Below are 25,476 nucleotides of genomic sequence, written 5' to 3' on the forward strand. Positions count from 1 at the left end.
TAGCCCTCTACCGCGGCCCCCACCGAGGAACCGAGTCATGAATGAGCTTTCGCTGGCAGGTACACCGATCGAGCATTTTCACGTTTGCGCGTTTTTCGACAGTCGCGAGCAGGAATACGAAGTCCTGCTTCCCTTTCTCAAGGAAGCCCTCGAGCAGGGCGAGAAGACCGTTCACATTCTCAATCCGCAAGCGCTGGACGGGCATCGCCAGCGGCTGTCCGAGGCCGGCATCGACGCCCATGCCTGCGAAGCCTGCGGCCAGCTCGAGCTCAAGCCCTGGCAGGGCGCCTATCTGGACGAAGACGGAGCCTTCGACAAGGACCGCATGCTGCAAAACCTGAGCGAACTCTGCGAGACGGCCGCCGCTGATGGCTACCCGCGCGTGCGCATCATGGGCAACATGGACTGGATCTTCGCCGAGAAGAACGGCGCCAAGGACCTGCTGGCGTACGAGGCGGAGGTCAATGAAGTGCTGTCGCGCAACCGCCACCCCGCCATCTGCGTCTATGACACCTCCAGGCTCAGCGGCTCGATGATGATGGACCTGCTGCGAACCCATCCGCTTACGCTGATCAATGGCATCGTCCAGGAAAACCCCTTCTACACCCCCGCCTCGGAAATGCTCGAAGAACTGCGCACCCGCGAAAACAGGCATCACGCCACCGATGCCCACTGACCCTCGTTCGGAGCCAGGGACGGCCGGCATCGAAACGAACACGGAGCCGGACCTTCGGGTCGGCTCCGTGGACGAGCGCAGCATTCGTGATCTGATGGGCCTGCTGGCCCTGCCCGCGATGTGGGCGGGCCGCGACGGGCAGAGCATCCTGCAGATCACCATCGAGGCGGCCGAACGCATCGTACCCATCCGCTTCGCCATGGCCAGCATCGACCTGCTGCCGGACACCCCGAGGCACTGCGTGCTGCGCCTGGACGGCCGCAACGTCGATGAGCCCGAACGCCTGGCGTGGGAGGCCGCCGCCTCCCAATGGGAGCAGACGCGCCTGCCGGACGGACGCGTCCATCGCCTGGCGACGCCGCGGCAACCGATGCGCGTGGTGCGCCTGAGCATGGGATACGGCACCTTCGGCGGCAATATCTGGTTCGGCTCGGACCGGGAGGATTTCCCGACCACCTCCCAGCTCGCGTTTCTTCGCGCGGCCGCGTCGCTCGCCACCACCGGCGTGCAGACCGCCCGGGCCGATTTCGAGCGGGAGCAGGCCAGCCGCGCCAAGGACGAGTTCCTCGCCATGCTCGGCCACGAACTGCGCAACCCGCTGGCGCCGATCATCACCGTGCTGGACCTGGTCAAACTGCGCAACAAGGGCCAGCCGCTGCCGCGCGAGCACGTGATCATCGAGCGCCAGGCCAAGCATCTGTCCCGCCTGCTCGACGACCTGCTCGACGTCACCCGCATCATCCGGGGCAAGGTCGAACTCAAGCGCGAACCCCTGGACCTGACCCACCTGCTCGACCGGGCCATCGAGGCCTCCGGCGCGCTCTTCCACGAACGTGGCCATACGCTGGACGCACGGCTTCCCGAGCAGGCGGTCTGGGTGTTCGGCGACCCGACGCGGCTGATGCAGGTGTTCGCCAACCTGCTGTCGAACGCGGCGAAATACACCGACCGTGGCGGCCGCATCGAAGTCACGATGGAAACCTCGGGGCAGCAGGTCTGTATCTTCGTGCGCGACAACGGCTCGGGCATCAGCCCGGCGCTCTTTCCCAAGCTGTTCAATATCTTCGAGCAGGGCAGCGCCACCATCGATCGCGCCAAGGGCGGGCTCGGCATCGGCCTCGCGCTGGTGAAATCCTTCGTCGAGCTGCACGAGGGCTCGGTCACCGCCAGCAGCGCGGGGATCGGCTGCGGCTCGACCTTCAAGGTCACGCTGCCGCTGCTGGAGCAGCCGGCGGTCGCCCCGCCGGCCGGCGACGCGGTGCCCGGCGTACCACCCGCCGCGGTTCGCGTGCTGGTGGTGGACGACAACATCGATGCGCTGGAAAGCCTGCGCGACTACCTCGCCCATCAGGGCCACGAGGTGGCGACGGCGAGCGAATCGCTGCAGGCGCTGCATCTGGCCGAGCGCTTCCAGCCGGACGTCGCCGTGCTCGACATCGGCCTGCCGGGCATGGATGGCTACGCGCTGGCCAGGGCCCTGCGCGCGGCCTTCCCGGCGCAGCGGCTGCGCCTGGTGGCGCTGACCGGTTACGGGCAGACCAAGGATTTCCAGCGTTCCAAGCAGGCAGGCTTCGAGATCCACCTGGTCAAGCCGGTCGCCCTCGAAGCGCTCGATGCCGCGATCAACGCGGCGCCGGTGCTTCGAAGCGGGACCCCGGCCCCCTCGAGCCCCGGCCGCGACACCTGATCAGAGCACCGATGGCGCGGCGCTCACCACCCGCAGCGCAAGGCCCTCGTAGGGGTCGAGGTTGAGCGTCATCTCGCAGCTCTCGGTCAGGTCGCCCTCGACCCGCTCGTGGATGATGTCCACCACCGGCCCGGGCGCGACGCCGGGCAGGCAGAGGGTTTCGCTGATCGGCTCGGCACTGAAGTTGAGCGCGGTGATCTGCACGCCCTTCCCTGCCGGCAACTCGTGGACCATCACCAGCAGCCCGGGCGCCTCCACGTCCGGCACCAGGATCTGCTTGCTCGCGGCGATGTCGTAGGCGCGGCGCACGCTGAGGATGCGCTTGAGCTGGCAGGCGAAGGAGCCGGTGTTCTGCAACTGCTCGGGCAGGCTGCCGTACAGCGAGCGGGCGCGCGGCAGGCCTTCGGCGGAGGTTTCGGCCTCCGGGGCGAGGTCGGCCAGGTCGTAGGCGCCGCGGTGTATCCAGCGGGTATCGCCGTCGCCCATCAGGTGCTCGACCTGCTCGGGCTGGAGCGGCAGCGCGCCGACCAGGTCCCAGCCGGACAGCGCGAAGACGCCCGGCTGCATGGCGTTGAACATCACCAGCAGGATATGCAGGCGTTGGATCTGCTCGATCTCCGCCGGGCCGATGCGGTTGAGGTCGCGGATGCCCAACGCGGCGGCGATCACGCTGACCGTGGTGCAGGCCACGCCGTTGGTGACGAACTTGAGGTTGTAGGGCGCGTGTTCGCCGGTCAGGCGCTCGTACATCTCCTCGCGGATGTGCTCGCGCAGCACGCCACCCGGCAGCGTCTGGCCCTTGTAGTGGTAATGGTCGTAGGCGTGCAGCGTCCAGAAGTGCACCAGCTCTAGGGTCAGCTCGTCGTGGTTCTGCATCGCATGGATCAGCGAGGCCGGGTCGATGCCGAAGGCGTGCATTTCCTTGAGCATCAGCCGCAGGAACTCGGTGGTGCCGGTGAGCAGCGCGTGGTGATAGGCCGGACGGGTGATGAAGTCGTAGGACAGGTCGGCCCCGCCGTGGGACATGGCGGCGATGTCGTCGACGGTGAGGTTCAGCTCCTGGAAGCTGAAGCCGCCGGCCTTGCGAATCGCCCCCGCGATCAGCTGGTTGCCGGTGACCGACAGCGGGTGGCCCTCCGACCAGGCGGTGCCTTCGGCACGCCGCTCGACGCCGAGAAAGCCGTTGGCGTCGAGCCGCAGCACCCGCGCCCCGGCGACGTCGATGGCATGCAGCGCATCGCCGATGATCAGCTGCTGGGCGGCGAAGGTCGGGTCCAGCCAGTTCAGCGAGGGCTGCCCTTCCTTGAAGTAGTGCAGGTAGACCCAGCGCCGCACCTTGCCGTCGACGCCGGTGATCTCGCCGGTGGCGCTCCAGTCGGTGTCCTTGATACCCGGCTCGAAGAAGATCACCCGCTGCAGCTGGCCGACGATGTAGTGCTTGTCTTTTAGCTGGTCGACCACCGCCGGCGCGAGGTTGACCGCATCGCGCCCGGCCGGCACCTCGGGCAGGAGCGGCCAGTCTTCCTCGCGGATCTCGACCATGTGGTAGAGGCCCGGATAGTCGCCGTAGGCCATTTCGGCCAGGCGGAAATCCGCGCCCTTGCCGGTATGGGCCGGGACGATGTCGTCGATGACGATGGCGTTGTGCGCAGCGGCCATGCGGCTGAGCTGCAGCATCTGCTCCTCGGTGCCGAGGTTGGGGTCGATCTCGAAGCTGATGCGGTCGAAATTGCCGTCGATGGTGGGCGTGAACTCCCGCCCGCGTATGCCGCCGGAGCGTTTCATCGGCCCGTTGTGGATGCCCTGCACGCCCAGCTCCGACAGCGCGCTCCACAGGCGATCGTCGCCCAGGGCCTCGAGCACGGTGCCGCCCTCGGGGGTGACGATCGCCGCCGGGTAGGCGGTGAACCAGACCGAGGCGATGGCGCTGGCGTCACGCGGCCGGGCCTGGGCGTAAGGGCGCTGCCACAGGCGGGGCTGGCCGGCATAGAGACGGGCCCGCTCGCGGGCGGCGTGCAGCATGGACTGGCTGACCAGCCAGTCGACGTAGGAGGTGTCAGGCGTGCTCATTCGACGTTCGCTTCCCGGTGCGTCTGAAGACGGTGTAGTCGTTTGAGTGGGACGGGTCGCCATCGTTGCATCGACCGGCGCGCGGATCGCGGACATCCCCGCGGCGCCTTCAGCGACCGTCCCTGCGCCAGAGCAGGTAGATGAAGTAGAGCCCGCCCAGCAGACCGGTGCCGATGCCGATCGGCAGGTCCTGGGGCGCCAGCGCGGTACGCGCGAAGGCGTCGACCCAGACGACGAACAGCGCGCCCATCAGCGCGGCTACCGGTATCAGCCGGCGGTGATCGGCCCCCACCAGGCGCCTGGCCACGTGGGGCACCATCAGCCCGACGAAGCCGATGGCGCCGGTCAGCGAAACGAGCACGGCGGTCAGCGCCGAGGTGGAGACGAAGATGAACAGGCGAAGCCGCGCGGGACCTATCCCGAGGCTCACGGCGGTCTGCTCGCCGGCCATCAGCGCATTGAGCGGTCGCGCCCAGGCCACCAGCGCCATGCCGGCGGCGGCGACCGAAACCGCCGGCAGCCAGACCAGCTCCCAGCGCGCCGAGCCCAGCCCGCCCAGCATCCAGAAGATCACCGAGCTCGCCGCATGGTGGTCGCCGGTGAACAGCAGCAGGCTGGTCAGGGCCGACAGCACGAACGACACGGCCACCCCGGACAGCACCAGGCGCTCGCTATCGAAACGGCCGCCGCGCCGCGCCACCAGCAACACCACGCCGGTGCTGCCCAGGGCACCGAGAAAGGCGGCCAGCGGCAGGCTCGCCGAGCCGATGAACTCGCCGATGTAGAGCATCACCAGCACCGCCCCGAGGGCGGCGCCGGAGCTGACGCCGAGCAGGTGCGGGTCCGCCAGCGGGTTGCGCGTGGCCGCCTGCAGCGCCGAGCCGATCAACGCCAGCCCGGCGCCGACGAACATCCCGAGCAGCACCCGCGGCGCGCGGATCAGCCAGACGATGTGTTCCTGGCCCGCGCTCCAGTCGCCGCCAGGCGCGAGCCCGGCCTTGTACGCCAGGATGCCGAGCAGGCGGCCCGGACTCATCTGGGCGGCGCCCAGGCCGAGCGACAACAGGCCCGACAGCACCAGGGCCGCCAGCAACAGGGCGATGAACGCCGAGTAGCGAAGCGAGCTGTCCGCCTGCCTCAACGGGCCTGTCCTTCCACGGGATGCAGCGCGTCGGCCAGGATCTCGATGGCCTCGGCGTTGCGTACCGAGGGCGTGACCGCGATGTAGGGCAGCACGACGAACCGCTGGTGCCGGATCGCCTCGACATCGGCCAGCGCCGGCTGACGCAGCAGCAGGTCGCGCTTCTGCTGCCAGGACAGGGGGCCGTAGTCGACGATCACGATCACTTCCGGGTTGCGCTCCACGACGCTTTCCCAACCGACCTGGGTCCAGCTCGCCATGACGTCCTCCATGACGTTGCGCCCGCCGGCGGCCTCGATCAGCGCCTGGGGCATGCCCAGGCTGCCGGAGGTCGTCGGGCGATCCTCGCCGCTGTCGTAGAGGAACACCCGGGGCGTGGCGGAACGGCCTTCGATCCGCGCCTGGACGGCCGACACCCGCTCGCGCATCCGCGTCACCAGGGCTTGCGCCCGTGGCTCGACCGCAAAGATCCGGCCGATGGCCTGGAGGTCCCGGTACAGGTCGTCCAGGCTCGCGCGGGCGCGCCGGCCGATCCTCGAGCAGGACTCGCTCAGTTCGTAGACCGGGATGCCCAGCGGGGCCAGGGTGGTCGGGGTGACCGGCCCGCCGGCGCGCATGCCGTAGCTCCAGCCGGCAAAGAAGAAATCCGCGCCGGCATCGAGCAGCGTTTCCAGCGAGGGATAACGGCTGGCCAGCTCGGGCAATCCCTGCAGCGCATCGCGCAGCGCCGGGTCGAGGGTCTTCCAGCCGCTGATGCCGGTGTAGCCGGCCATGCGATCGGTCAGCCCGAGCGCCACCAGCATGCCGGTCATGTTGATGTCATGGCTGACGGCCCGGGCGGGCGCGCGCTGGAAGATCACCTCGCGGTCGCAACTGCGCACGGTCAGCGGATAGCCGGAGGCGAAGGCGGGTAAGGACAGCGTGGCGAATACGCAGAGCATGATCCGTTTGAGTGTCACGTTCAGGTCATCCAGGTCAGTCGTGGGTAGCCCGCGTGGGGGTGGCGGTCGACGATCACGTCCAGCCCGTAGAGCTGCTGCACCCGCTCGGCAGTGAGCACCTGATCGGGCGTGCCCTGCGCGACGATGCGCCCGTCCTGGAGGGCGTAGAGCCGGTCGCAGAAGGCCGCGGCCAGGTTGAGGTCATGGAAGCTGGCCAGGGTGCTCAGCCGCAGGCCGCGCAGCAGCCTCAGCAGCTCAATCTGAAAACGCGGGTCCAGGTGGTTGGTCGGCTCGTCGAGGATCAGCAGGCTCGGCTCCTGGGCCAGCGCCCGGGCGACCAGGGCGCGCTGCTTCTCGCCGCCCGACAGCTGCTCGAAGACACGCTGGCGCAGCGGCTCCATCCCCACCGCCTGCAACGCGCGCGTCACCAGCGCCTCGTCGCCCGGCCCGTCGCCCTCGAAGAGGCCCTTGTGTGGGATGCGCCCCAGACGCACGACATCCTCCACGGTAAGCCCGAACTCCTGGGGAAACTCCTGCAGGACGACGGCGATACGTTGCGCCGACCATTTTTCGGAGACGCGCTCCAGGTCCTGAGCATCGAGCCGCACCCCGCCGCGCTGCGGCCTGTTGAAGCGGTAGGCGCAGCGCAGCACGCTGGTCTTGCCGCTGCCGTTGGGTCCGATCAGTCCGACGAACTCGCCGGGCCGGACCGACAGCTCGATGGCGTCGATCAGCCACGGCGCCTCGCGCCTCGCTTCGCGGGGCGACCAGCTGACGTCTCGCAGGTGCAACGATGACATGGCATGTGCTCCTGGCGCAGCGGCAGGACCGCGCGCCGTGACGGGCTCAGAAGCGGTAATCGGCGGTGACCAGGAAGGACCTCGGCTGGCCCAGCAGCCATTGCTCGCCGCTGCCGTAGTAGGTGTTCGCGTAACGCCGGTCGAGCAGGTTGTAGGCTTCGAAGCCGAGGCGAATGTCGCGGGTGGCGTCCCAGCCCAGGTTGGCGTCGAGCACCGTATAGCCGGGCAGCGCACCGAGGTTGGCGGTGTCCGTGTAGCGTTTGTCGACGTAACGCACCCCTAGCCCGGCATCCAGCTGCGGGCCGATCCGCTTGCTGACCCAGAGATTGGCCGTCCTGCGCGGCACGCCGACCGGCGTGTTGCCATCGCGCGAGACCAGCGCGCCGCCGACCGCCTCATTGAAGTCGTCGTATTCGGCGCGCAGCAGCGAGGCGTTGGCCGACAGCCGCCAGCCATGAGCCAGGGCCAGCTCGAGCGTGGCCTCCAGGCCCTCGGACGACTGCTGCCCGACCTGCTGGGTGGGCTCGTTGGGCGCGGTTCGGCTCAACAGTCTTTTCTTGGTGATCTGGAAGGCGGCGAGCGTCCAGTGCCCGCGTTCCTGCCAGAAGCTCTGCTTGAGGCCGAACTCGGTCTGCCGGGCACGGGTGAGCGTCATCTGCTGCTGGCTGGGCGTCAGCGAGATGAGGTTGTTGACGCCGTCCTGGCTGGTCGCATGCTGTCCGTAGAGGGACAGTTCGTCCGTCACGTCGAACACCAGTCCGGCGCGCCAGTTGCCACCGCTCAGGCTGCGGCCGCTGCGCGTGCCGGCGCGCTCGTCGTCGCGGTCGATGTGGTTCTGGTCGCGGCGGACACCGCTGACCAGGGTCCAGCGCTCGGAGAGCCGGGTCGCGTTTTCGGCGAACAGGGCGAAGGTCCGCGTACGGCTGCGGTTGTTCGGGGCATAGGGCGAGGCGCTCTGGTAGTAGCCGTCGGCCGGATTCCAGGGGTCGATGTAGTCGCCGCCGATATCGGTATAGGGCGCATTGTTGTCGACGCCGAAGCGGATCCGGTTGTACTCGGTACCGACCACGGTCTTGCTGGAGAGGCCGAACAGGCCATGCTCGAAGGTGAAGCTCTGGCGCGCCCCGAGCTGCTCCTGGTTGTGGCGGATTTCCAGATAATCCCCACGCAGCAACTGCCCGCGACCTTCATCCCAGCGGTAGGCCTCGGCGTTGCGCCAGTGCCGCCGGCTCCTGACGACGTAGAGCTGGTTGCTGGCGCTGACGGTGTCGCTCAGGTTCCAGTCGGTGTCGAGCCGAGTCCACTCGTCGCGGTAGTGCTGCACGGCGTCGCGGATGTTGTAGTTCTTTTCCTCCAGGCTGCCGCGCAACTGTCCGCCGATCCGGGGCGTGCCGAAGTAGCCGGCCGGCTCGCTGTCGCCGCGCTCGTGCGCCAGGGTGACGCTCAGGTCGTCGCTGGGCTGCCAGCGCAGCGCCGCGCTCAGGGCGTGGCTGTTCGAGTCGCCGCGATCGACCCAGCCGTTGCTGGCCTGGCGGTTGAGAGTCAGCCGATAGCTGAAGGTCTCGGACAGCGAGCCGCCACTGTCCAGGGCCTGCTGCTGGCGATCGTCCGAGCCGTAACCGACCCGGGCCCGGTTGCGGATGTCACCCTCGAACGGCTTCTTCGGCACGATGTTCACCGTCGCGCCCGTGGCCCCTTCGCCGTACAGCACCGAGGCCGGCCCGCGGATCACTTCGATGCGTTCCACCATCCAGGTATCGACCGGAAAGGTCTGGGTGCCGGCGCCGGTGTACAGGCGGTTGCCGTCGAACAGCGTCATCACCGACGTGTGGCCCGTGAAGCCGCGGGCCGACAGCGCCGTGTTGCCATTGCCCGGGTTGGCGATCGAGGTGATGCCAGGGCTTCGGGTGACGGCGTCCTGCACCGACAGGTTGCTGCGCTCGGAAACGGCGCGCTCGTCGAGCGTGCTGGTGCTCGCTGGCGTCTGCCGTGCCGACAGGTTGAGGCGCGAGCCGGTGCGGGTCGGGGCGCTCAGCGACTCCCCCTGGCCGGCCTCGTGGGTGACGGCCATCGACGGTAGTGTCAGGGGAGGCGGATCGTCGCCCTCCGCGGCGATGGAACTCGAAGGCAGTACGATCAATGCGAAGACGCCGAACAGCGTCAGCCGTTGCATTGCAGAAAAGGAGATGCGGGTCATGTCATTCCACTTGAAAGAAGAAGAACCAAGGCCCGGAGGGAAACACGCATGAGGAGTCGCGGACGCCAAGCGCCCGAAAACCGGCCTGCGCCCGCCCACCGCGGGTTGCCAATCGAACCTTCAGGCCGGTCTCCGGGCTTGCGAGGGTCATGAAGCCATTCACCTTCCCATGCCGAGGCACAGTGGTCCTTCGAATGCTTCGCTCGCTTACCGTTGCGGGGGCAGCGCCGGACTGATCATCTGGGATGACGCACCGGCTTCCCGTTTAACCCCATGCCGTGCATGGGACACCTGAAGTGGTGTGCATCAAAACAGAGCCACGGAGCGACGGCAAGCCTGACGTGCCACTGCCTTGCCGCCACGCCCGTCGCTGCCACCTGCGCCTGCCCGAAGCCCGCACTGCGCTTTCCAGTACCGTCTGGACCTGACTAAGTATGTTATAACATAACATATCAGGTCGACAGCAAGCGCCAAGGCATCTCCCGGCGGGCCGGTCCGGTGAATCCCGTCGGCGGTGCGTCACTCATCGCAACGTCTGTCCAAACCCACGGTCCAACGCTGACATTTACAAGCAAAGGGGAGGACTGACCATGTCCCTGTTCGCACGCAAGTCGACCACCCGTGAAGACATCGAGCACGAGATCCAGAGCCTGATGAGTGCGCTGGACGAGCTCAAGCACAGCGCCGGCCGCGACTCGCGCCACCGCCTCGCTTCGCTGCGCTCGCGCGCCGAATCGCTGTGGAACGACGTCCACCTGGACGAGCATTACGCCGACCTCTCGCGCAAGACCCGCGAAGCCAGCCGCCTGGCCAAGGACTGCGCCCGCGAACATCCCCTTTCGACCCTGGCCCTGGCCGCCGGCGCCTGCGCGCTGATCGGCTACCTGGTCACTCGCCGCTGAGCGCAACCGCCTCGCCATGAGGAACGCCGAAACGCCCAGGCTCAAGTTCGCCCTTTACGGGGCGCACTCGAGCCTGGGCAGCGCGTTGATCTGTGAGTTGCTGAGCCGCCAGCACGAGGCGGTGGCGCTGATGGACGACCTTAATTCCCTGGCGGCCCGGCCCGGGCTGCGCACCAAGCTGGCCGACCTGCAGGATCCGGAAAGCGTCAGCGAAAGCGTGGCGGGATTCGATGCGGTGATCTGCCTGCACAACAGTCCCCGCCTGCCCCATTCGCCCGACCACACCGCGCCCCATGGACCGCAGGGTTTCTATCAGGCGGTGGACGCCTTGCTGGTGGGGATGCCCCGGGTGCAGGTGCGACGGCTGATCCTGGTGGCCGATTTCGATGCACTGGCCGGCGCGCCGGAGGTCGAAGCGGCCCTCCAGCGCCTGGCGACACATCCGCTGGACTGGACGCTGGTCAACGCGCCACCCGCCGGCCATGGCCTGTCGATCGACGACCTGAGCGTGGTACCGACGGACAAGCCGGACGATCCGCGCTACCAGCTGCGGCGCATCGCGGCGGGCATCGTCGACGAGCTGGAAACGCCGCGACACCTCCACGAACGAATCAATTTCGTCCTCGAGTCCTGAGCGCTCGCCTCAGGCAGCGCCGAGCTGACGCCGCAGGGCCTCCAGGACCGGCGCGGTATCCGGGCGCACGCCGCGCCAGAGCTCGAAGGCTTCGGCCGCCTGGCCCACCAGCATGCCCAGCCCGTCGCGGGTCTGCGCGCCGAGGTCCGCGGCCCACTGGCAGAACGGCGTCGGCGTGGCGGCGTACATCATGTCGTAGCAGAGCGTATGGCCAGGCACGATCAGGCACGGCGCCAGCGGTGGCAGCTCCCCGCCGAGGCTCGCCGAGGTGCCGTTGATGATCAGGTCCACCGGCTCCTCGAGCCAGTCGAAGCCCGCGGCGGCCACCGGCCCGATGTCGGCGAAGGCGCGGGTCAGCGCCTCGGCCTTTTCCAGCGTACGGTTGGCGATCACCAGCGCTGCCGGCGCCTGCGCCAGCAGCGGCTCGAGCACGCCACGCACGGCGCCGCCGGCCCCGAGCAACAGGATGCTCTTGCCCCGCAGGGTCACACCGGCGTTGTCGAGCAGGTCATGCAGCAGGCCGGCGCCGTCGGTGTTGTCACCGTAGAGGCTGCCGTCGTCGCGCTTGAGCAGAGTATTCACCGCGCCGGCCAGCCGCGCCCGTTCGCTGAGCTCATCGACCAGGGCGAAGGCCTGCTCCTTGAAGGGCACCGTGACGTTCGCGCCACGGCCTTCGTTGAAGAAAGCCCGCGCAAACCCGGGAAAGTCGTCCAGCGGCGCCAGCAGCGCCTCGTAGCTCAGCGCCTGGCCGGTCTGCTCGGCGAACAGTCGGTGGATCTGCGGTGACTTGCTGTGGCCGATGGGGTTGCCGAATACGCCATAGCGATCCATCAGAGGCCCGCCTCGCCGAGCCAGTCGCGATCCTGCAGGAAGTACTCGGTCAACCGGGCCTCCTCGCTGCCGGGCTCGGGGTGCTTGTCGTAGCCCCAGCTCACCAGCGGCGGCAGCGACATCAGGATCGACTCGGTGCGCCCGCCCGATTGCAGGCCGAACAGCGTGCCGCGGTCGTAGACCAGGTTGTACTCGACGTAGCGGCCACGGCGCAGCCTCTGGAACTGCCGCTCGCGTTCGCCGAACGGCGTGGCCTTGCGGCGCTGGACGATGGGCAGGTAGGCCTCGACGTAGGCATCGCCGACGGCGCGTATGAAGGCGAAGCAGGTGTCGAAGTCCCACTCGTTCAGGTCGTCGAAGAACAGGCCGCCCACGCCGCGCGGCTCGTTGCGATGCTTGAGGTGGAAGTAGCGATCGCACCATTCCTTGTAGCGGGGATAGACGTCCGCACCGAAGGGCGCGCAGGCGTCACGCGCCACCCGGTGCCAGTGCCGGCAGTCCTCCTCGTTGCCGTAGTAGGGCGTGAGGTCGAAGCCGCCGCCGAACCACCAGACCGGCTCCTCGCCCTCTTTCTCGGCGATGAAGAACCGCACGTTGGCGTGGGAGGTCGGCACGTAGGGATTTTCCGGGTGGATCACCAGGGATACGCCGAGAGCCTGGAACCCGCGACCGGCGAGCTCCGGGCGATGCGCACTGGCCGAGGGTGGCAGCCCGGCGCCGAACACGTGGGAGAAGTTGACGCCGCCCTTCTCGATCACCGCGCCGTTCTCCAGCACCCGGGTGCGTCCACCGCCGCCGGCCGGACGCTCCCAGGCGTCCTCGACGAAACGGGCGCCGCCGTCCTCGGCTTGCAGGGCATCGCAGATTCGGTCCTGCAGGTCGAGCAGGTAGGCTTTGACGGCTTCGGTTTGCGTGTTCACGAGTTCACCCTGGCAGCGACCGACGCGGCATCGGTCTGGACGACGGCAGGCCTTTGCGGCCCGCATGATGCGTTCAACCTGGCGGTTGGGCCGGCAAGCATAGCATCGGACCGATTGACGAACAGCCGCCCGGAGAGGTTGGATAGGGACTTTTCCGTCCCGAGGAACCGACATGTCCAAGCGCATCCAATTCAGCCAGCACGGCGGCCCAGAGGTTCTCGAAATGGTCGAGGTGGCAACGCCCACGCCCTCGTCCGGCGAAGTGGTGGTGCGCAACCATGCGATCGGCCTCAACTTCATCGACACCTACTTCCGCAGCGGCCTCTACGCGCCGCCGAGCCTGCCGTCGGGCCTGGGCACCGAAGGCGCCGGGGTGGTCGAAGCGGTAGGCGACGGGGTCACCGCGTTCAAGCCGGGCGACCGCGTGGCCTACGCCACCGGCCCGCTGGGCGCCTACGGCGAGCACCACCTGCTGCCGGCCCGCCACCTGGTCCGGCTGCCGGAAGCGGTCAGCTTCGAGCAGGCCGCCGCGGTCATGCTCAAGGGTCTGACCGTGCAGTACCTGCTGCGCCAGACCCATCCGGTGCAGGCGGGCGAAACCATCCTGTTCCATGCGGCGGCCGGCGGCGTGGGCTCGATCGCCTGCCAGTGGGCCAACGCGCTGGGCGCGAAGCTGATCGGTGTGGTCGGTTCGGCGGAAAAGGCCGAGCGCGCCAGGTCGCTGGGCGCCTGGGCGACCATCGACTACAGCCAGGAAGACGTGGTCAGCCGCGTCATGGAACTCACCGACGGCAAGAAATGCCCGGTGGTCTACGACTCGGTCGGCAAGAGCACCTGGGAAACCTCGCTCGACTGCGTCGCACCGCGTGGGCTGCTGGTCAGCTTCGGCAACGCCTCGGGCGCCGTCACCGGCGTCAACCTGGGGGTGCTGGCGCAGAAGGGCTCGCTGTTCCTCACGCGGCCGACCCTGGCCGGCTATGCCGACTCGGCCGAGCGCCTGCAGGCCATGGCCGATGAGCTGTTCGAGATGATCGGCAGTGGAAAGGTCAAGGTGGAAATCGGCCAGCGCCACGCCCTGGCGGATGCGGCCAAGGCACAGGAGGCGCTGTCGGCGCGGCAGACGGTCGGCTCGACCATTCTGCTGCCCTGACGCCAGGCCCGCCCGCCGGCTCAGGACGGGCGGATCACCTCGCCGCTGCGCAGGTCGCGGATCGTGCTCGGATGGCGGCGGCCGCCAAGCGGGCCGTTGAGCACCGCATCGAGTTCGCGTGGGAAGTACTGCTCGACACGAAGGCGGCTGCGCGCCGCCGGCCGTCCTGCCGGGTTGGCCGAGGTGGAGACCAGCGGGCCGGTCAGGGCGCAGAGTTCGCCGATCAGCGGATGATCGGTGACCCGCAGGGCGACGGTGTCGTGCTGCCCGGTGATCCACTGCGGCAGCCGGTTCTGGTGCGGCACCAGCCAGGTGTTGGGGCCCGGCCAGGTACTGGAGAGCTTGTCCAGCCAGGCGTCCGGCAGGTCTTCGAGGAGAAAGTCGAACTGGTGATGATTGTCGGCGATCAGGATCAGCCCCTTGTCCACCGGACGCTCCTTGAGCGCCAGCAGCCGATGCACCGCATCGCTGTCCCAGGGGTCGCACCCCAGCCCCCAGACCGCCTCGGTCGGATAGGCGATCACGCCGCCTGCCCACACCACACGCGCCGCCTGTTTCACCCGCCAACTGCTGATCATCGCCATCCCCTTTCGCCAAGGCTGGCGGCAGTGTAACCAAGCGCCGTGACGATCAGTAGTGGCCGGCCTGCGCGCGCACCGTCCAATGGCCGTTCTCGCAGGCGATGAGCCCCTGCACCTCCAGTTCGGTCAGCTCGCCGAGCACCTGGCCCAACGGCCGACCCAGCGCCAGCGCGAGCGCTTCGCTGCTCAGCGGAGCGGCGCGCAGCTCCCGGATGAGCGGATCGACCGGGCCGTCGTCGGGCGCGGCGGGCGCCGTGTCGGCCGTCACCTGTTGCCAACCGCGCAACGCCTGCAGCACGTCCTCCACGCACTCGACCAGCGCCGCGCCCTGGCGGATCAACTGATGGCAGCCGCGTGCGCCGGGATGATGGATCGACCCCGGGATCGCATACACCTCGCGGCCCTGCTCGGCGGCCAGGCGCGCAGTGATCAGCGAGCCGCTCGACGGACTCGCCTCGACCACCAGCACGCCCAGGGACAGGCCGCTGATGATCCGGTTGCGCCGGGGAAAGTTGCTCGCATGCGGCGCGCAGTCCAGCGGCAGTTCCGACACCAGCGCACCGCCACCGGCGACGATATCGGCGGCGAGCGCCTTGTGACGGTGCGGGTAGAGCCGGCACAGACCGGTGCCGAGTACCGCGACGGTCCGACCGCCGACATCGAGCGCGCCCTGGTGGGCCGCACCGTCGATGCCCAGCGCCAGCCCGCTGGTGATCACGAAACCGGCGCCGGCGAGGCTGCGCGCGAACGCCCGGGCGTTGTCGAGCCCGCCGAGCGAGGCCCGACGGCTGCCGACCATGGCCAGTTGCGGCAGCTCGAGCAGGGCGGGATCGCCTTCGACGAACAACAGCGGCGGCGCATCCGGCACTTCGGCCAGCAGCGCCGGGTATCCGGGGTCGTCCCACATCAGCAGGTGACGATGGTTGCCCTGCAGCCAGTCCAGGGCACCGGCAGCCCGTTCCCGCACTTCGGGGCTGCGCCGGGACTCGGCGCAGACGCCCGGCAAACCCAGCGCGCGCCAGGCACTGGCGGGCACGCTCATGGCGGAAGAAGCATCGGGGAAGGCACTGATCAGCTTGCGCAGGCGCTGGGGACCCAGCTCGGGGATCAGATGAAGGCGCAGCCGGGCTTCGAGCTCGGCAGGAGAAATGGCAGCCATGCGACATCCTTGTTCGAAACACCGCGTCCGTGCGGCGAGTGCAGCATAAAGCAAAAGCCCCGCATCAGCGGGGCTCTTGTCGACTCGGGGTCAGGGGTTGCGGACCTTGTCCATCACCGACAGCGACCGGGTCGCCTGCAGGACCAGCCCGTAGCTGAGCTTGTCGTAGGCGCGGAACACCATCAGCAGACCGGCACGCTCGTCCGGAATCTTCACGTATTCGCCTGTGACGCGGTCACGAACGGTTTCGCCGGTCTTGTAGACCGCCAGCACGTGGCCTTCCTCCAGGCCGTCGCGGGCGCCCTTGTTCAGGGTGACCACGTCGAACTGGCCGATCTGGGTCACGCCGCGGGGCACGTCGAGGATCACGCCCTTGATCTCGGCTTCCGGCGCCCGGGGCATGAAGGTCGAATTGACCGCACGCTCTTCGGTGGGGAACAGACGGTCGCCCAGGCGCACTTCCTGGTTGGTGCGCAGCAGATGCAGGGTGGCGATGTCGCCTTCGATGTCGACGATTTCCGCACCGCCGACGTCATCGGCGTTGATCCCGAGGAATTCCTTGGTATCCGGATCGGTGTAGGTCTTGCCCTGGCGGAAGATGCCGTACGCCGGCAGGCCTTCCTCGAACTGGCCGCGGCCGTAGATGCGATCGCCCGAGCCGCTGATTACGCGCTCGGCGTTGCCTGCGACGATATAGGGCGCGCCCTGGAACTCGGCGGCGCTGTCGATGATGCGGTTCTTCAGCAGGAAGCTGTTGATGGCCTCCAGAGGAATGGTCGGGATCGCCTCGGCCATCGGCGTGCTGCGAATGCGCGGCGACAGCTTGATGGTGCCCCGCGATGCCCCGCGATCGAGCGTCAGGCGCGGCTGGCCGTCGATGTAGACCAGGCTCAGCATATCGCCGGGGTAGATCAGGTGCGGGTTTTCGATCTGCGGATTGGCGTGCCAGAGCTCGGGCCATTTCCATGGCTCGCGCAGGAACCGGCCGGAAATGTCCCAGAGCGTATCCCCCTTCACTACGGTATACCGCTCCGGATGCCCGTCCTTCAGCTGCACCGCAGCCTGGGCCAACCCGCCGACGGCCACTAGCAACAGGGCGAGTAGTGATTTCCTCATGTGGTGAATCCCTTTATTATGTGTCTTCACGTAAAGCGCCCTAGCGCCGCGAAACCCTTGTAGGACGCGGCGTGAAGCCGTTTCCAAGCTGCTGGGCATCTTAGCAGCGGATTTTGACTTTATTCCATAAGTGCATCACAAACGCATATGGCGATTCTGAACATCCTCGAATTTCCCGATCCACGCCTGCGCACCATCGCCAAACCGGTCGCAGAAGTGGACGAGAGCATTCGCCAGCTGGTCGACGACATGTTCGAGACCATGTACGACGCACCGGGCATCGGCCTGGCGGCGACGCAGGTCAACGTGCACAAGCGGGTGGTGGTGATGGACCTGTCCGAGGACAAGACCGAGCCACGGGTCTTCATCAACCCGGAGATCGAGCCGCTGACCGAAGAGATGGACCAGTATCAGGAAGGATGCCTGTCGGTGCCCGGCTTCTACGAGAACGTGGACCGCCCGCAGAAGGTCAAGGTCAGGGCCCTGGGCCGCGACGGCCAGCCGTACGAGCTGATCGCCGAAGGCCTGCTGGCGGTATGCATCCAGCACGAATGCGATCATCTCAACGGCAAGCTGTTCGTCGACTACCTGTCCACGCTCAAGCGCGACCGGATCAAGAAGAAGCTGGAAAAGCTTCATCGCCAGCAGGCTTGACCTGCTCTTTCGTCCCAGAAAGGCTTGCCGCGGCAAGCCTTTTTTCGTAGCGAGATTCCCATGCGCATCGTTTTCGCCGGCACCCCCGAATTCGCCGCCCAGCACCTGAAGGCCCTGCTCGATGCGGGCCAGCAGGTGGTGGCCGTCTACACCCAGCCGGACCGGCCCGCCGGCCGCGGCCAGAAGCTGATGCCCAGCCCGGTCAAGCAGCTCGCCATCGACCACGGCATCGAGGTTCGCCAGCCGGCGACGCTGCGCGATGCGGGCGCCCAGGCCGAGCTGGCGGCGCTGCAGGCCGACCTCATGGTGGTGGTCGCCTACGGGCTGATCCTGCCGCAGGCGGTGCTCGACACCCCGCGCCTGGGCTGCATCAACAGCCATGCCTCGCTGCTGCCGCGCTGGCGCGGTGCGGCGCCGATCCAGCGGGCGATCGAAGCGGGCGATGCGCGAAGCGGTGTCACCGTGATGCAGATGGAGGCCGGCCTGGATACCGGACCGATGCTGCTGAAGGTCGAGACGCCGATCGGCGCCGAGGACACCGGCGGCAGTCTGCACGACCGGCTGGCCACGCTCGGCGCCCAGGCGGTGGTCGAGGCCGTGCGTGCGCTGGCCGCCGGCACCCTGACCGGCGAGCCGCAGGACGACAGCCTGTCGACCTACGCCCGCAAGCTGAGCAAGGACGAAGCGCTGCTCGACTGGAGCCGCCCGGCCACCGAACTGGAGCGGCGGATTCGCGCCTTCAACCCCTGGCCGCTCTGCCACAGCAGCCTCGAAGGTGAAAGCCTGAAGGTCCATGCGGCGCGGCTCGCCCAGGGCCAGGGCGCGCCAGGCACCGTGCTCGAGGCCAGCCGCGACGGCCTGCTGGTCGCCTGCGGCGAAGGCGCCTTGCTGCTGACCCGCCTGCAGCTGCCCGGCGGCAAGGCCCTGGCATTCGGCGATCTCTACAACAGCCGCCGCGAGCACTTCGCCCTCGGCGCGGTGCTGGGCCGATGAGGGCCTGGCGATGAACCCGCGCCTGGCTGCCGCCCGCGCCCTGGCCTCGGTGCTGGCCGGCAAGGCCTCGCTCAACAGCGCCCTGCCCGATGCACTGGCCAAGGTCGATGCCCGTGACCGCGGCCTGACCCAGGAGCTGGCGCTCGGCACCGCGCGCTGGCAGCCACGCCTGGCCGGGCTCGCCGAGCGCCTGCTGCAGAAGCCGTTCAAGGCGGCCGATCGCGACGTCGAGGCGCTGTTGCTGGTCGGCCTCTACCAGCTGTTCTATACCCGCGTCCCGGCCCATGCGGCGATCGGCGAAACCGTCGGCTGCGTCGACAAGCTGAAGAAGCCCTGGGCCAAGGGCCTGCTCAATGCCGTGCTGCGTCGTGCCCAGCGCGAGGGCGAAGCCCTGCTGGTCGAACTCGAGCACGACCCAGTGATTCGCGTGGCGCATCCGCGCTGGCTGCAGAAGGCCCTCAAGGCCCACTGGCCCGAGCAATGGGAGCAGGTGTGCGCGGCCAACAACGCCCATCCGCCGTTCACCCTGCGCGTCAACCGCCGCCACGGCTCGCGCGACGCCTACCTGGCCGAGCTCACCGCGCAGGGCATCGAGGCGGTGGCCTGCCGCTACAGCGAAGACGGCATTCGCCTGGCCCAGGCCTGCGACGTGCATCAGCTGCCGGGTTTCGCCGAGGGACGGGTCAGCGTGCAGGACGAAGCCGCGCAGCTCAGCGCCGCCCTGCTCGACCTCGCGCCCGGCCAGCGCGTGCTCGACGCCTGCTGCGCGCCTGGCGGCAAGACCTGCCACCTGCTCGAACGCGAAGCGGGTCTTGCCGGACTGGTCGCCCTGGAGCTCGAACCCAAGCGCCTGGCCCGCGTCGAGGAGAACCTCGCCCGCCTCGGCCTTGCCGCCGAGCTGGTGGCCGCCGATGCCCGCGACACGGCGCGCTGGTGGGACGGCCGGCCGTTCCAGCGCATCCTGCTCGATGCGCCCTGTTCGGCCACCGGCGTGATCCGCCGCCATCCGGACATCAAGCTGACCCGCCAGCCCGAGGACATCACCCCCCTGGCGGCGCTGCAGGGCGAGCTGCTCGATGCGCTCTGGCCGACCCTGGAAGTTGGTGGCGTGCTGCTCTATGCGACCTGCTCGGTGATGCCCACCGAGAACCGCGAGGTGATCGCGGCGTTTCTCGCCCGTACCCCTGGCGCCCGCGAGCTGGACATCGCCGGCGACTTCGGCCTCAAGCAAACCCACGGCCGCCAGCTGCTGCCACAGCCCGACGGCCATGACGGCTTCTACTATGCCAAACTGATCAAGATCGCGGCGGGCCCGCGCAGCACAGAGAACCCTCAGTGAAGATCATCATTCTCGGCGCCGGGCAGGTCGGCGGGACGCTGGCCGAACACCTCGCCAGCGAGGCCAACGACATCACCGTGGTCGACACCGATGGCGATCGCCTTCGCGACCTCGGCACCCGCCTGGACATCCGCACCATCCACGGTCGCGGCTCCTTTCCCACCGTGCTGCGCCAGGCCGGCGCGGACGACGCCGACATGCTGGTCGCGGTGACCAACAGCGACGAGACCAACATGGTCGCCTGCCAGGTGGCCTACAGCATGTTCCACACCCCGACCAAGATCGCCCGGGTGCGCGAGTCGGCCTACCTGATCCGCAGCGGCCTGTTCAGCAACGAGGCGATCCCGGTCGACGTGCTGATCAGCCCCGAACAGCTGGTCACCAACTACATCCGGCGGCTGATCGAGCACCCCGGTTCGCTGCAGGTGATCGACTTCGCCGAGGGCAAGGCGCAGCTGGTCGCGGTGCGTGCGTACTATGGCGGCCCGCTGGTGGGCCAGCAGTTGCGCCAATTGCGCCAGCACATGCCGAACGTCGATACGCGGGTGGCGGCGATCTTCCGTCGTAACCGCGCGATCCTGCCCCAGGGCGATACGGTCATCGAGGCCGACGACGAGGTCTTCTTCATCGCCGCGCGTGCCCACATCCGCGCGGTGATGAGCGAGATGCGTCGACTCGACGACAGCTACAAGCGCATCGTCATCGCCGGCGGCGGGCACATCGGCGAACGCCTGGCCGAGGCCATCGAGAGCCGCTACCAGGTCAAGATCATCGAGATGAATCCGGCACGCTGCCGCTACCTCTCCGAGACCCTGGACAGCGCCATCGTCCTGCAGGGCAGCGCCTCGGACCGCGACCTGCTGGTCGAGGAGAACATCAACGAGGCCGACGTCTTCCTCGCCCTGACCAACGACGACGAGGCCAACATCATGTCCTCGCTGCTCGCCAAGCGCCTGGGCGCGCGCAAGGTGATGAGCATCATCAACAACCCGGCCTACGTGGACCTGGTGCAGGGCGGCGAGATCGACATCGCCATCAGCCCGCAGCAGGCCACCATCGGCTCGCTGCTGACCCACGTGCGCCGGGGCGACATCGTCAGCGCGCATTCGCTGCGCCGCGGCGCCGCCGAAGCCATCGAGGTGATCGCCCACGGCGACCCACGCTCGAGCAAGGTGGTTGGGCGGATGATCGAACAGATCGCCCTGCCCTCGGGCACCACCATCGGTGCGGTGATCCGCGACGAGCAGGTGCTGATCGCCCACGACGACACGGTGATCGAATCGGGCGACCACGTGATCCTGTTCCTCGTCGACAAGAAGCACATCCGCGACGTCGAGCGGCTGTTCCAGGCCGGCCTGACGTTCTTCTAGCCGCGCCGCCCGGAGGGCTTGCCATGCTCGAATCGCTGGAAAAGATGCTCGCCAAAGGCATGGACAACCCGATGCTGCGCTTCGGTCTCGGCAAGGGTTATCTGGATGCCGGCGATGCGGCGCGCGCCAGTGAGCACCTGCAACGTTGCGTCGCGCAGGACCCTGGCTATTCGGCGGCCTGGAAGCTGCTCGGCAAGGCGCACCAGCAGCGTGGCGACGCCGAGGCCGCGCGCGCGGCCTGGGAGCAGGGCCTGGTCGCCGCCCAGGCAAAGGGCGACAAGCAGGCCGAAAAGGAAATGACGGTGTTTCTGCGCAAGCTCGACAAGCCGCGCTGAACCCGCAAAGGGCCGGCACGCCTGCGCGCGCCGGCCGCCCGGTCAGACGCGGAAGCGGCTGACCAGCATCTGCAGCTGGTTGCCCAGGCGCGCCAGTTCCACGCTCGAAGCGGCGGTTTCCTGGCTGGCTGCGGCGGTCTGCTCGGAGACGTCGCGCACGTTGAGGATGCTGCGGCTGATTTCCTCGGCCACCGCGCTCTGCTGCTCGGCCGCCGCGGCGATCTGCTGGTTCATCGACTGGATGTTCGACACGGTGCGGGTGATGTTCGACAGCGAACCACCGGCGCGACGGGTCAGCTCGACGCTGCTGTCGGTCAGGGTGCGGCTGCTCTGCATCACGGTCGCGACCTGCTGGGTGCCGCTCTGCAGGCCGGCGACCAGCTCCTCGATCTCTTCGGTGGACTTCTGCGTGCGCTGCGCGAGCCCGCGCACCTCGTCGGCGACCACCGCGAAGCCGCGGCCAGCCTCGCCGGCACGTGCGGCTTCGATGGCGGCGTTGAGGGCCAGCAGGTTGGTTTGCTCGGCGACCGCCTTGATCACGTCCATCACGCTGCCGATCTTGTTGCTTTCCTTCTCCAGCACCTTCATCGCTTCGGTGGAGCGACCCACCTCGCTGGCCAGGCGCTCGATCTGGGCGACGACTTCGGCGACCACGCGGTCGCCCTCGCGGGCTTCGTTGTCGGCCTCGACGGCGGCCTGCGCCGCCTCTTCGGCGTTGCGCGCGACCTCCTGGACGGTGGCCGACATCTCGTGCATGGCCGTCGCCACCTGGTCGGTCTCGACCTTCTGGCTGTTGACCCCGGCGCTGGTCTGCTCGGTCACCGCGGACAGCTCTTCGGCGGCGCTGCTGATCTGACCGACACCGTCACGGATGCCGCTGATCAGCTCGCGCAAGGTCGAGCCCATGCGCTGGATGCCCTGCTGCAACACACCCATCTCGTCACGGCGGGTGATCTGCTCGCTGCTGGTCAGGTCGCCAGCGGCGATGCGCTCCACATGGGTCATGGTTTCGCGCAGCGGACGAATGATCTGCTGGGTGATCAGCCAGGCTGCCAGCACGCCGAACAGCACCGCCAGCAGCGCGCTGATCAGCTGCAGGTTGCGCGCCTCGCCACTCTCGATCCCCAGGCGATCGACCTGGAACTTGTAGAGCGCGTCGCTGATCTTGTTGATTTCATAGCCCTGCAGGGTCATCTCCTGGCGCGACCGGGCGATGGCTTCGTTGGCCTTGGTGTAGTTGCCTACCGCTGCCTGATAGGCGCTGACGGCCCCTTCGATCTGCTGCACCAGCATGCGCTCGTCGCCCGACATGGCTCTCGCCAGTTGCGGCACGCTCGAAACCATTCCCTCGACAGCCTGAAGCAAGGCCTTCTCGGTCTGCGGATTGGCGTTGGCGCGGTAGGCCGCCATCAGGTAGTCGAGCTCCAGCAAGTCTTCCTTGATCTCGGTAATGGCCAGCAGCCGGGCGAAGCGGCTGTCGTTGTCGGCCTGCAGGCGCACCGTCGAAGCGGTGAGAGCGGCAATCGCCTGCTTGGCCTTCTCCGACTGCTCGGTGACATTCTGCTGGGCGCCGTTGGCCAGCGCATAGGCGTCGAACATGACCTGCAGCGAACGCTGGTAGTCCTCGTTGATGGACGCCTGCTTTTTCAGCAGCTCGACGTTCACCGGGTTAGTGAAGCTGCCCAGCAGCTTCTTCTGCTGCTCGATGTAGATGCCCAGGTTGGTCTTGAGCCGATCGGTGCTGACCTGGTCGGCGTTGTCCACCATGAACTGCAGCCGGGCGATGCGCACGTTGGTCCAAGTGGTGTTGAGGTGGGTGATCTCGGTCATCCACAGGCTGCGCTGAATCACGCTGCCCAGGCTGTTCCAGCCGTTCCAGGCCAGGATCACGGTCAGCGCCAGAACGACGCCGAAGCCCAGCGCCAGCTTTTTGGTGACGCTGATGTTGGCAAACCAGCTCTTCATAGAAACATCTCCATATTCCATTTTTCAAAGTGCGAAACGCTGGAAATTGTTCTTATGAAGCCAGCCGGATTTCTTGCACACGGTATCGACACGAACGCGCCTTTCTGAAGGGGTTTCGCCCGACAAAAAAGAACCCGCCGAGGCGGGTTCCTGTCCTGCGTCAGAGGGCGTCGGTTAGCGACGCGGTCTGCACCTCTTCAGGCATGACCTCGTCGAACTGCAGCTGCAGGTACTGGCTGCTGTACGCACGGATCTCGTTGGTCAGTGCCAGGTCGTTGTTCAGCTGGCGACCGTAGGAGGGAATGATCCGCTTGAGCGTGGCCTGCCATTCGGGCGACTCGACGCGCTCGGCGAAGTTCTTCTTCAGCAGGTTGAGCATGATCGGCGCGGCGGTCGAGGCGCCCGGGGAGGCGCCCAGCAGCGCGGCGATGCTGCCGTCGGCGGAGCTCACCACTTCGGTGCCGAACTGCAGGATGCCGCCCTTCTCCGGGTCCTTCTTGATGATCTGCACGCGCTGGCCAGCCGTCCACAGCTCCCAATCCTCGGCGCGGACGTCGGGGAAGTAGTCACGCAGCACGTCGATGCGGTCTTCCTGGTCCAGCATCAGCTGACCGACCAGGTACTTGCTCAGGGCGAAGTTGTCGGTACCGGCCTGGATCATCGGGATGACGTTGTCGGTGCTCATCGAGCTGAACAGGTCCAGCAGCGAACCGTTCTTCAAGAACTTGGTGGAGAAGGTGGCGAACGGCCCGAACAGCAGGACCTTGTCGCCGTCGATCACCCGGGTGTCGAGGTGCGGCACCGACATCGGCGGCGAACCGACCGAGGCCAGGCCATATACCTTGGCCTGATGGCGAGCGACGATTTCCGGGTTCTTGGTCACCAGGAACTGGCCACCGACCGGGAAGCCGGCATAGCCCTTGGCTTCCGGAATGTCGGCCATCTGCAGCAGCTTGAGCGCGCCGCCACCGGCACCGATGAAGACGAACTTGGCCTTGACCTGGGTTTCGGCCTCGCCCTTGGCGAGATCGGCGACCTTCACCGTCCAGGTGCCGTCCTCGTTGCGGGTGATGCCGCGCACTTCGTGCTGCAGGTGCAGGTTGACGTTGTCGCTGCGGGTCAGGGCGCCCACCAGCTGGCGGGTGATTTCGCCGAAGTTGACGTCGGTGCCGATCGCCATGCGCGTGGCGGCGATCTTCTGCGTCGCCTCACGGCCTTCCATCACCAGCGGAATCCACTGCTCGATCTGCGCCGGGTCCTCGGAGTACTCCATGCCGCGGAACAGCGAGCTGTGCTGCAGGGCCTCGTGGCGCTTGCGCAGGAATTCGACGTTGGCGTCGCCCCAGACGAAGCTCATGTGCGGCACGTTGTTGATGAAGCGCTTGGGCTCCTTGAGCACTTCGTTCTGCACCTGGTGCGCCCAGAACTGCTTGGAGATCTCGAAGGACTCGTTGATCGCCACCGCCTTGCTGATGTCGATGCTGCCATCGGCCGTCTCGGGGGTGTAGTTCAGTTCGCAGAACGCGGAGTGGCCGGTACCGGCATTGTTCCAGGCGTTGGAGCTCTCGTCGGCGACGGCGTCCAGGCGCTCGTAGATGTCGATGCTCCAGCCCGGCTCGAGCTCGTGCAGGTAGGTGCCCAGGGTTGCGCTCATGATGCCGCCGCCGATCAACAGGACGTCGACGGTCTTTTCCGGCTCGCTCGGCTTGGAGCAGCCGAACAGGCTGAAGCCCAGCAGTGCCACTAACAGTTTTTTCATGAAAGGAAATTGCCTACTACGGAAGAATTGCATGGCGTGTCCGCCAACGGTGCCGCAAGGCACGGAAAGGTCCTCTGGCCAGCCAGCAGGTTGCGTGGACACGGGTGAAGCGTTGCGCTTGGTGTTGCGGAAAGGCGCGACTGCGAAGCCCTTGAGCGTGGGCATGAGCGCGCGGGGGCGTCCCGGTGCTGGGACGTCGAGCGAAGACGGGGCGGCAAGGCCTGCTCGGCCGGCGATGTTCTGACTTTTGGCGGAA

At 67.7% G+C, this 25,476-nt stretch carries 22 protein-coding genes and 1 riboswitch; of the genes, 10 read left to right on the forward strand and 12 right to left on the reverse strand.

The features are described from left to right. The first annotated feature begins 37 nt into the window (after positions 1–37). Positions 38–676, forward strand: coding sequence for an MEDS domain-containing protein (locus DN824_RS16335; RefSeq protein WP_138409470.1), 639 nt, complete (start codon positions 38–40; stop codon positions 674–676). A gap of 67 nt (positions 677–743) precedes the next feature. Continuing rightward, positions 744–2,363, forward strand: a complete 1,620-nt coding sequence (locus DN824_RS16340) for a hybrid sensor histidine kinase/response regulator (RefSeq protein ID WP_158295394.1) — start codon at positions 744–746, stop codon at positions 2,361–2,363. Here the strand turns inward: DN824_RS16340 and treS are convergent, their stop codons facing one another. The 5 genes from treS to DN824_RS16365 all read right to left on the reverse strand — a co-directional run bounded on the left by treS (position 2,364) and on the right by DN824_RS16365 (position 9,512). Beyond that, positions 2,364–4,433: a maltose alpha-D-glucosyltransferase gene (gene treS / locus DN824_RS16345; RefSeq protein ID WP_138409472.1), complete on the reverse strand. Its 2,070-nt coding sequence runs from the start codon at positions 4,431–4,433 to the stop codon at positions 2,364–2,366. Positions 4,434–4,542: 109 nt separating this feature from the next. After that, entirely contained in the window at positions 4,543–5,574 is a 1,032-nt protein-coding gene (locus DN824_RS16350) for a FecCD family ABC transporter permease (protein WP_241666719.1), read from the reverse strand. Continuing rightward, positions 5,571–6,515 (reverse strand): ABC transporter substrate-binding protein, encoded by a 945-nt coding sequence (locus DN824_RS16355; protein ID WP_138409514.1) that lies wholly within the window; start codon positions 6,513–6,515, stop codon positions 5,571–5,573. Before DN824_RS16355 ends, DN824_RS16350 begins: the two co-directional genes overlap by 4 nt. Positions 6,516–6,535: 20 nt before the next feature. After that, on the reverse strand, positions 6,536–7,315 hold the full coding sequence (locus DN824_RS16360) for an ABC transporter ATP-binding protein (protein ID WP_138409473.1): 780 nt from the start codon (positions 7,313–7,315) through the stop codon (positions 6,536–6,538). 46 nt (positions 7,316–7,361) lie between these two features. Then, the gene (locus DN824_RS16365) at positions 7,362–9,512 is read right to left on the reverse strand and encodes a TonB-dependent receptor (RefSeq protein ID WP_241666720.1); all 2,151 of its coding nucleotides are present in this window, start codon (positions 9,510–9,512) and stop codon (positions 7,362–7,364) included. 106 nt (positions 9,513–9,618) lie between these two features. Next, positions 9,619–9,822: riboswitch (cobalamin riboswitch) on the reverse strand. A gap of 280 nt (positions 9,823–10,102) precedes the next feature. Here DN824_RS16365 and DN824_RS16370 point away from each other — a divergent pair. Both DN824_RS16370 and DN824_RS16375 read left to right on the forward strand, forming a co-directional pair. Further along, positions 10,103–10,414, forward strand: a complete 312-nt coding sequence (locus DN824_RS16370) for an ElaB/YgaM/YqjD family protein (protein WP_138409474.1) — start codon at positions 10,103–10,105, stop codon at positions 10,412–10,414. A 16-nt stretch (positions 10,415–10,430) separates the two neighbouring features. Continuing rightward, positions 10,431–11,048, forward strand: a complete 618-nt coding sequence (locus DN824_RS16375; protein ID WP_138409475.1) for an NAD(P)-dependent oxidoreductase — start codon at positions 10,431–10,433, stop codon at positions 11,046–11,048. A 9-nt stretch (positions 11,049–11,057) separates the two neighbouring features. Here the strand turns inward: DN824_RS16375 and aroE are convergent, their stop codons facing one another. After that, positions 11,058–11,879 carry a shikimate dehydrogenase gene (gene aroE / locus DN824_RS16380; RefSeq protein WP_138409476.1) on the reverse strand — a complete coding sequence of 274 codons (822 nt, stop codon included), beginning with the start codon at positions 11,877–11,879 and terminating at the stop codon, positions 11,058–11,060. After that, positions 11,879–12,799 (reverse strand): oxygen-dependent coproporphyrinogen oxidase, encoded by a 921-nt coding sequence (gene hemF / locus DN824_RS16385; protein ID WP_138409477.1) that lies wholly within the window; start codon positions 12,797–12,799, stop codon positions 11,879–11,881. The genes aroE and hemF overlap by 1 nt, the downstream gene beginning before the upstream one ends. Positions 12,800–12,971: 172 nt before the next feature. On the opposite strand from hemF, the gene DN824_RS16390 reads away from it, so the two are divergent. Then, entirely contained in the window at positions 12,972–13,949 is a 978-nt protein-coding gene (locus tag DN824_RS16390; protein ID WP_138409478.1) for an NADPH:quinone reductase, read from the forward strand. Positions 13,950–13,969: 20 nt separating this feature from the next. Here DN824_RS16390 and tsaC read toward each other — a convergent pair whose 3' ends face one another. The 3 genes from tsaC to DN824_RS16405 form a co-directional block, all read right to left on the reverse strand. Next, the gene (gene tsaC, locus DN824_RS16395; protein ID WP_138409479.1) at positions 13,970–14,527 is read right to left on the reverse strand and encodes an L-threonylcarbamoyladenylate synthase type 1 TsaC; all 558 of its coding nucleotides are present in this window, start codon (positions 14,525–14,527) and stop codon (positions 13,970–13,972) included. Positions 14,528–14,579: 52 nt separating this feature from the next. Next, complete coding sequence (dprA, locus tag DN824_RS16400; protein WP_138409480.1) at positions 14,580–15,689, reverse strand: DNA-processing protein DprA; 1,110 nt, start codon at positions 15,687–15,689, stop codon at positions 14,580–14,582. A gap of 90 nt (positions 15,690–15,779) precedes the next feature. Continuing rightward, a complete protein-coding gene (locus tag DN824_RS16405; protein ID WP_138409481.1) occupies positions 15,780–16,805 on the reverse strand; it encodes a LysM peptidoglycan-binding domain-containing protein in 1,026 nt (341 codons plus the stop codon). Between the two features lie 147 nt (positions 16,806–16,952). Here DN824_RS16405 and def point away from each other — a divergent pair, with 147 nt between their 5' ends. The 5 genes from def to DN824_RS16430 are packed head-to-tail and all read left to right on the forward strand — an operon-like array spanning position 16,953 to position 21,496. Next, positions 16,953–17,459, forward strand: coding sequence for a peptide deformylase (def, locus tag DN824_RS16410; RefSeq protein WP_138409482.1), 507 nt, complete (start codon positions 16,953–16,955; stop codon positions 17,457–17,459). A gap of 60 nt (positions 17,460–17,519) precedes the next feature. Beyond that, complete coding sequence (gene fmt / locus DN824_RS16415; protein ID WP_138409483.1) at positions 17,520–18,452, forward strand: methionyl-tRNA formyltransferase; 933 nt, start codon at positions 17,520–17,522, stop codon at positions 18,450–18,452. A gap of 10 nt (positions 18,453–18,462) precedes the next feature. Further along, positions 18,463–19,791 carry a 16S rRNA (cytosine(967)-C(5))-methyltransferase RsmB gene (rsmB, locus tag DN824_RS16420; RefSeq protein WP_138409484.1) on the forward strand — a complete coding sequence of 443 codons (1,329 nt, stop codon included), beginning with the start codon at positions 18,463–18,465 and terminating at the stop codon, positions 19,789–19,791. Further along, on the forward strand, positions 19,788–21,161 hold the full coding sequence (gene trkA / locus DN824_RS16425) for a Trk system potassium transporter TrkA (protein WP_138409485.1): 1,374 nt from the start codon (positions 19,788–19,790) through the stop codon (positions 21,159–21,161). Before rsmB ends, trkA begins: the two co-directional genes overlap by 4 nt. Positions 21,162–21,184: 23 nt before the next feature. Further along, positions 21,185–21,496, forward strand: a complete 312-nt coding sequence (locus tag DN824_RS16430; RefSeq protein WP_138409486.1) for a tetratricopeptide repeat protein — start codon at positions 21,185–21,187, stop codon at positions 21,494–21,496. 42 nt (positions 21,497–21,538) lie between these two features. Here the strand turns inward: DN824_RS16430 and DN824_RS16435 are convergent, their stop codons facing one another. After that, a complete protein-coding gene (locus DN824_RS16435) occupies positions 21,539–23,461 on the reverse strand; it encodes a methyl-accepting chemotaxis protein (protein WP_138409487.1) in 1,923 nt (640 codons plus the stop codon). 160 nt (positions 23,462–23,621) lie between these two features. Beyond that, positions 23,622–25,220 carry a malate:quinone oxidoreductase gene (locus DN824_RS16440; RefSeq protein WP_138409488.1) on the reverse strand — a complete coding sequence of 533 codons (1,599 nt, stop codon included), beginning with the start codon at positions 25,218–25,220 and terminating at the stop codon, positions 23,622–23,624. Positions 25,221–25,476: the final 256 nt, after the last annotated feature.

The sequence above is a fragment of the Stutzerimonas nosocomialis genome (assembly GCF_005876855.1).
Taxonomy (GTDB): domain Bacteria; phylum Pseudomonadota; class Gammaproteobacteria; order Pseudomonadales; family Pseudomonadaceae; genus Stutzerimonas; species Stutzerimonas nosocomialis.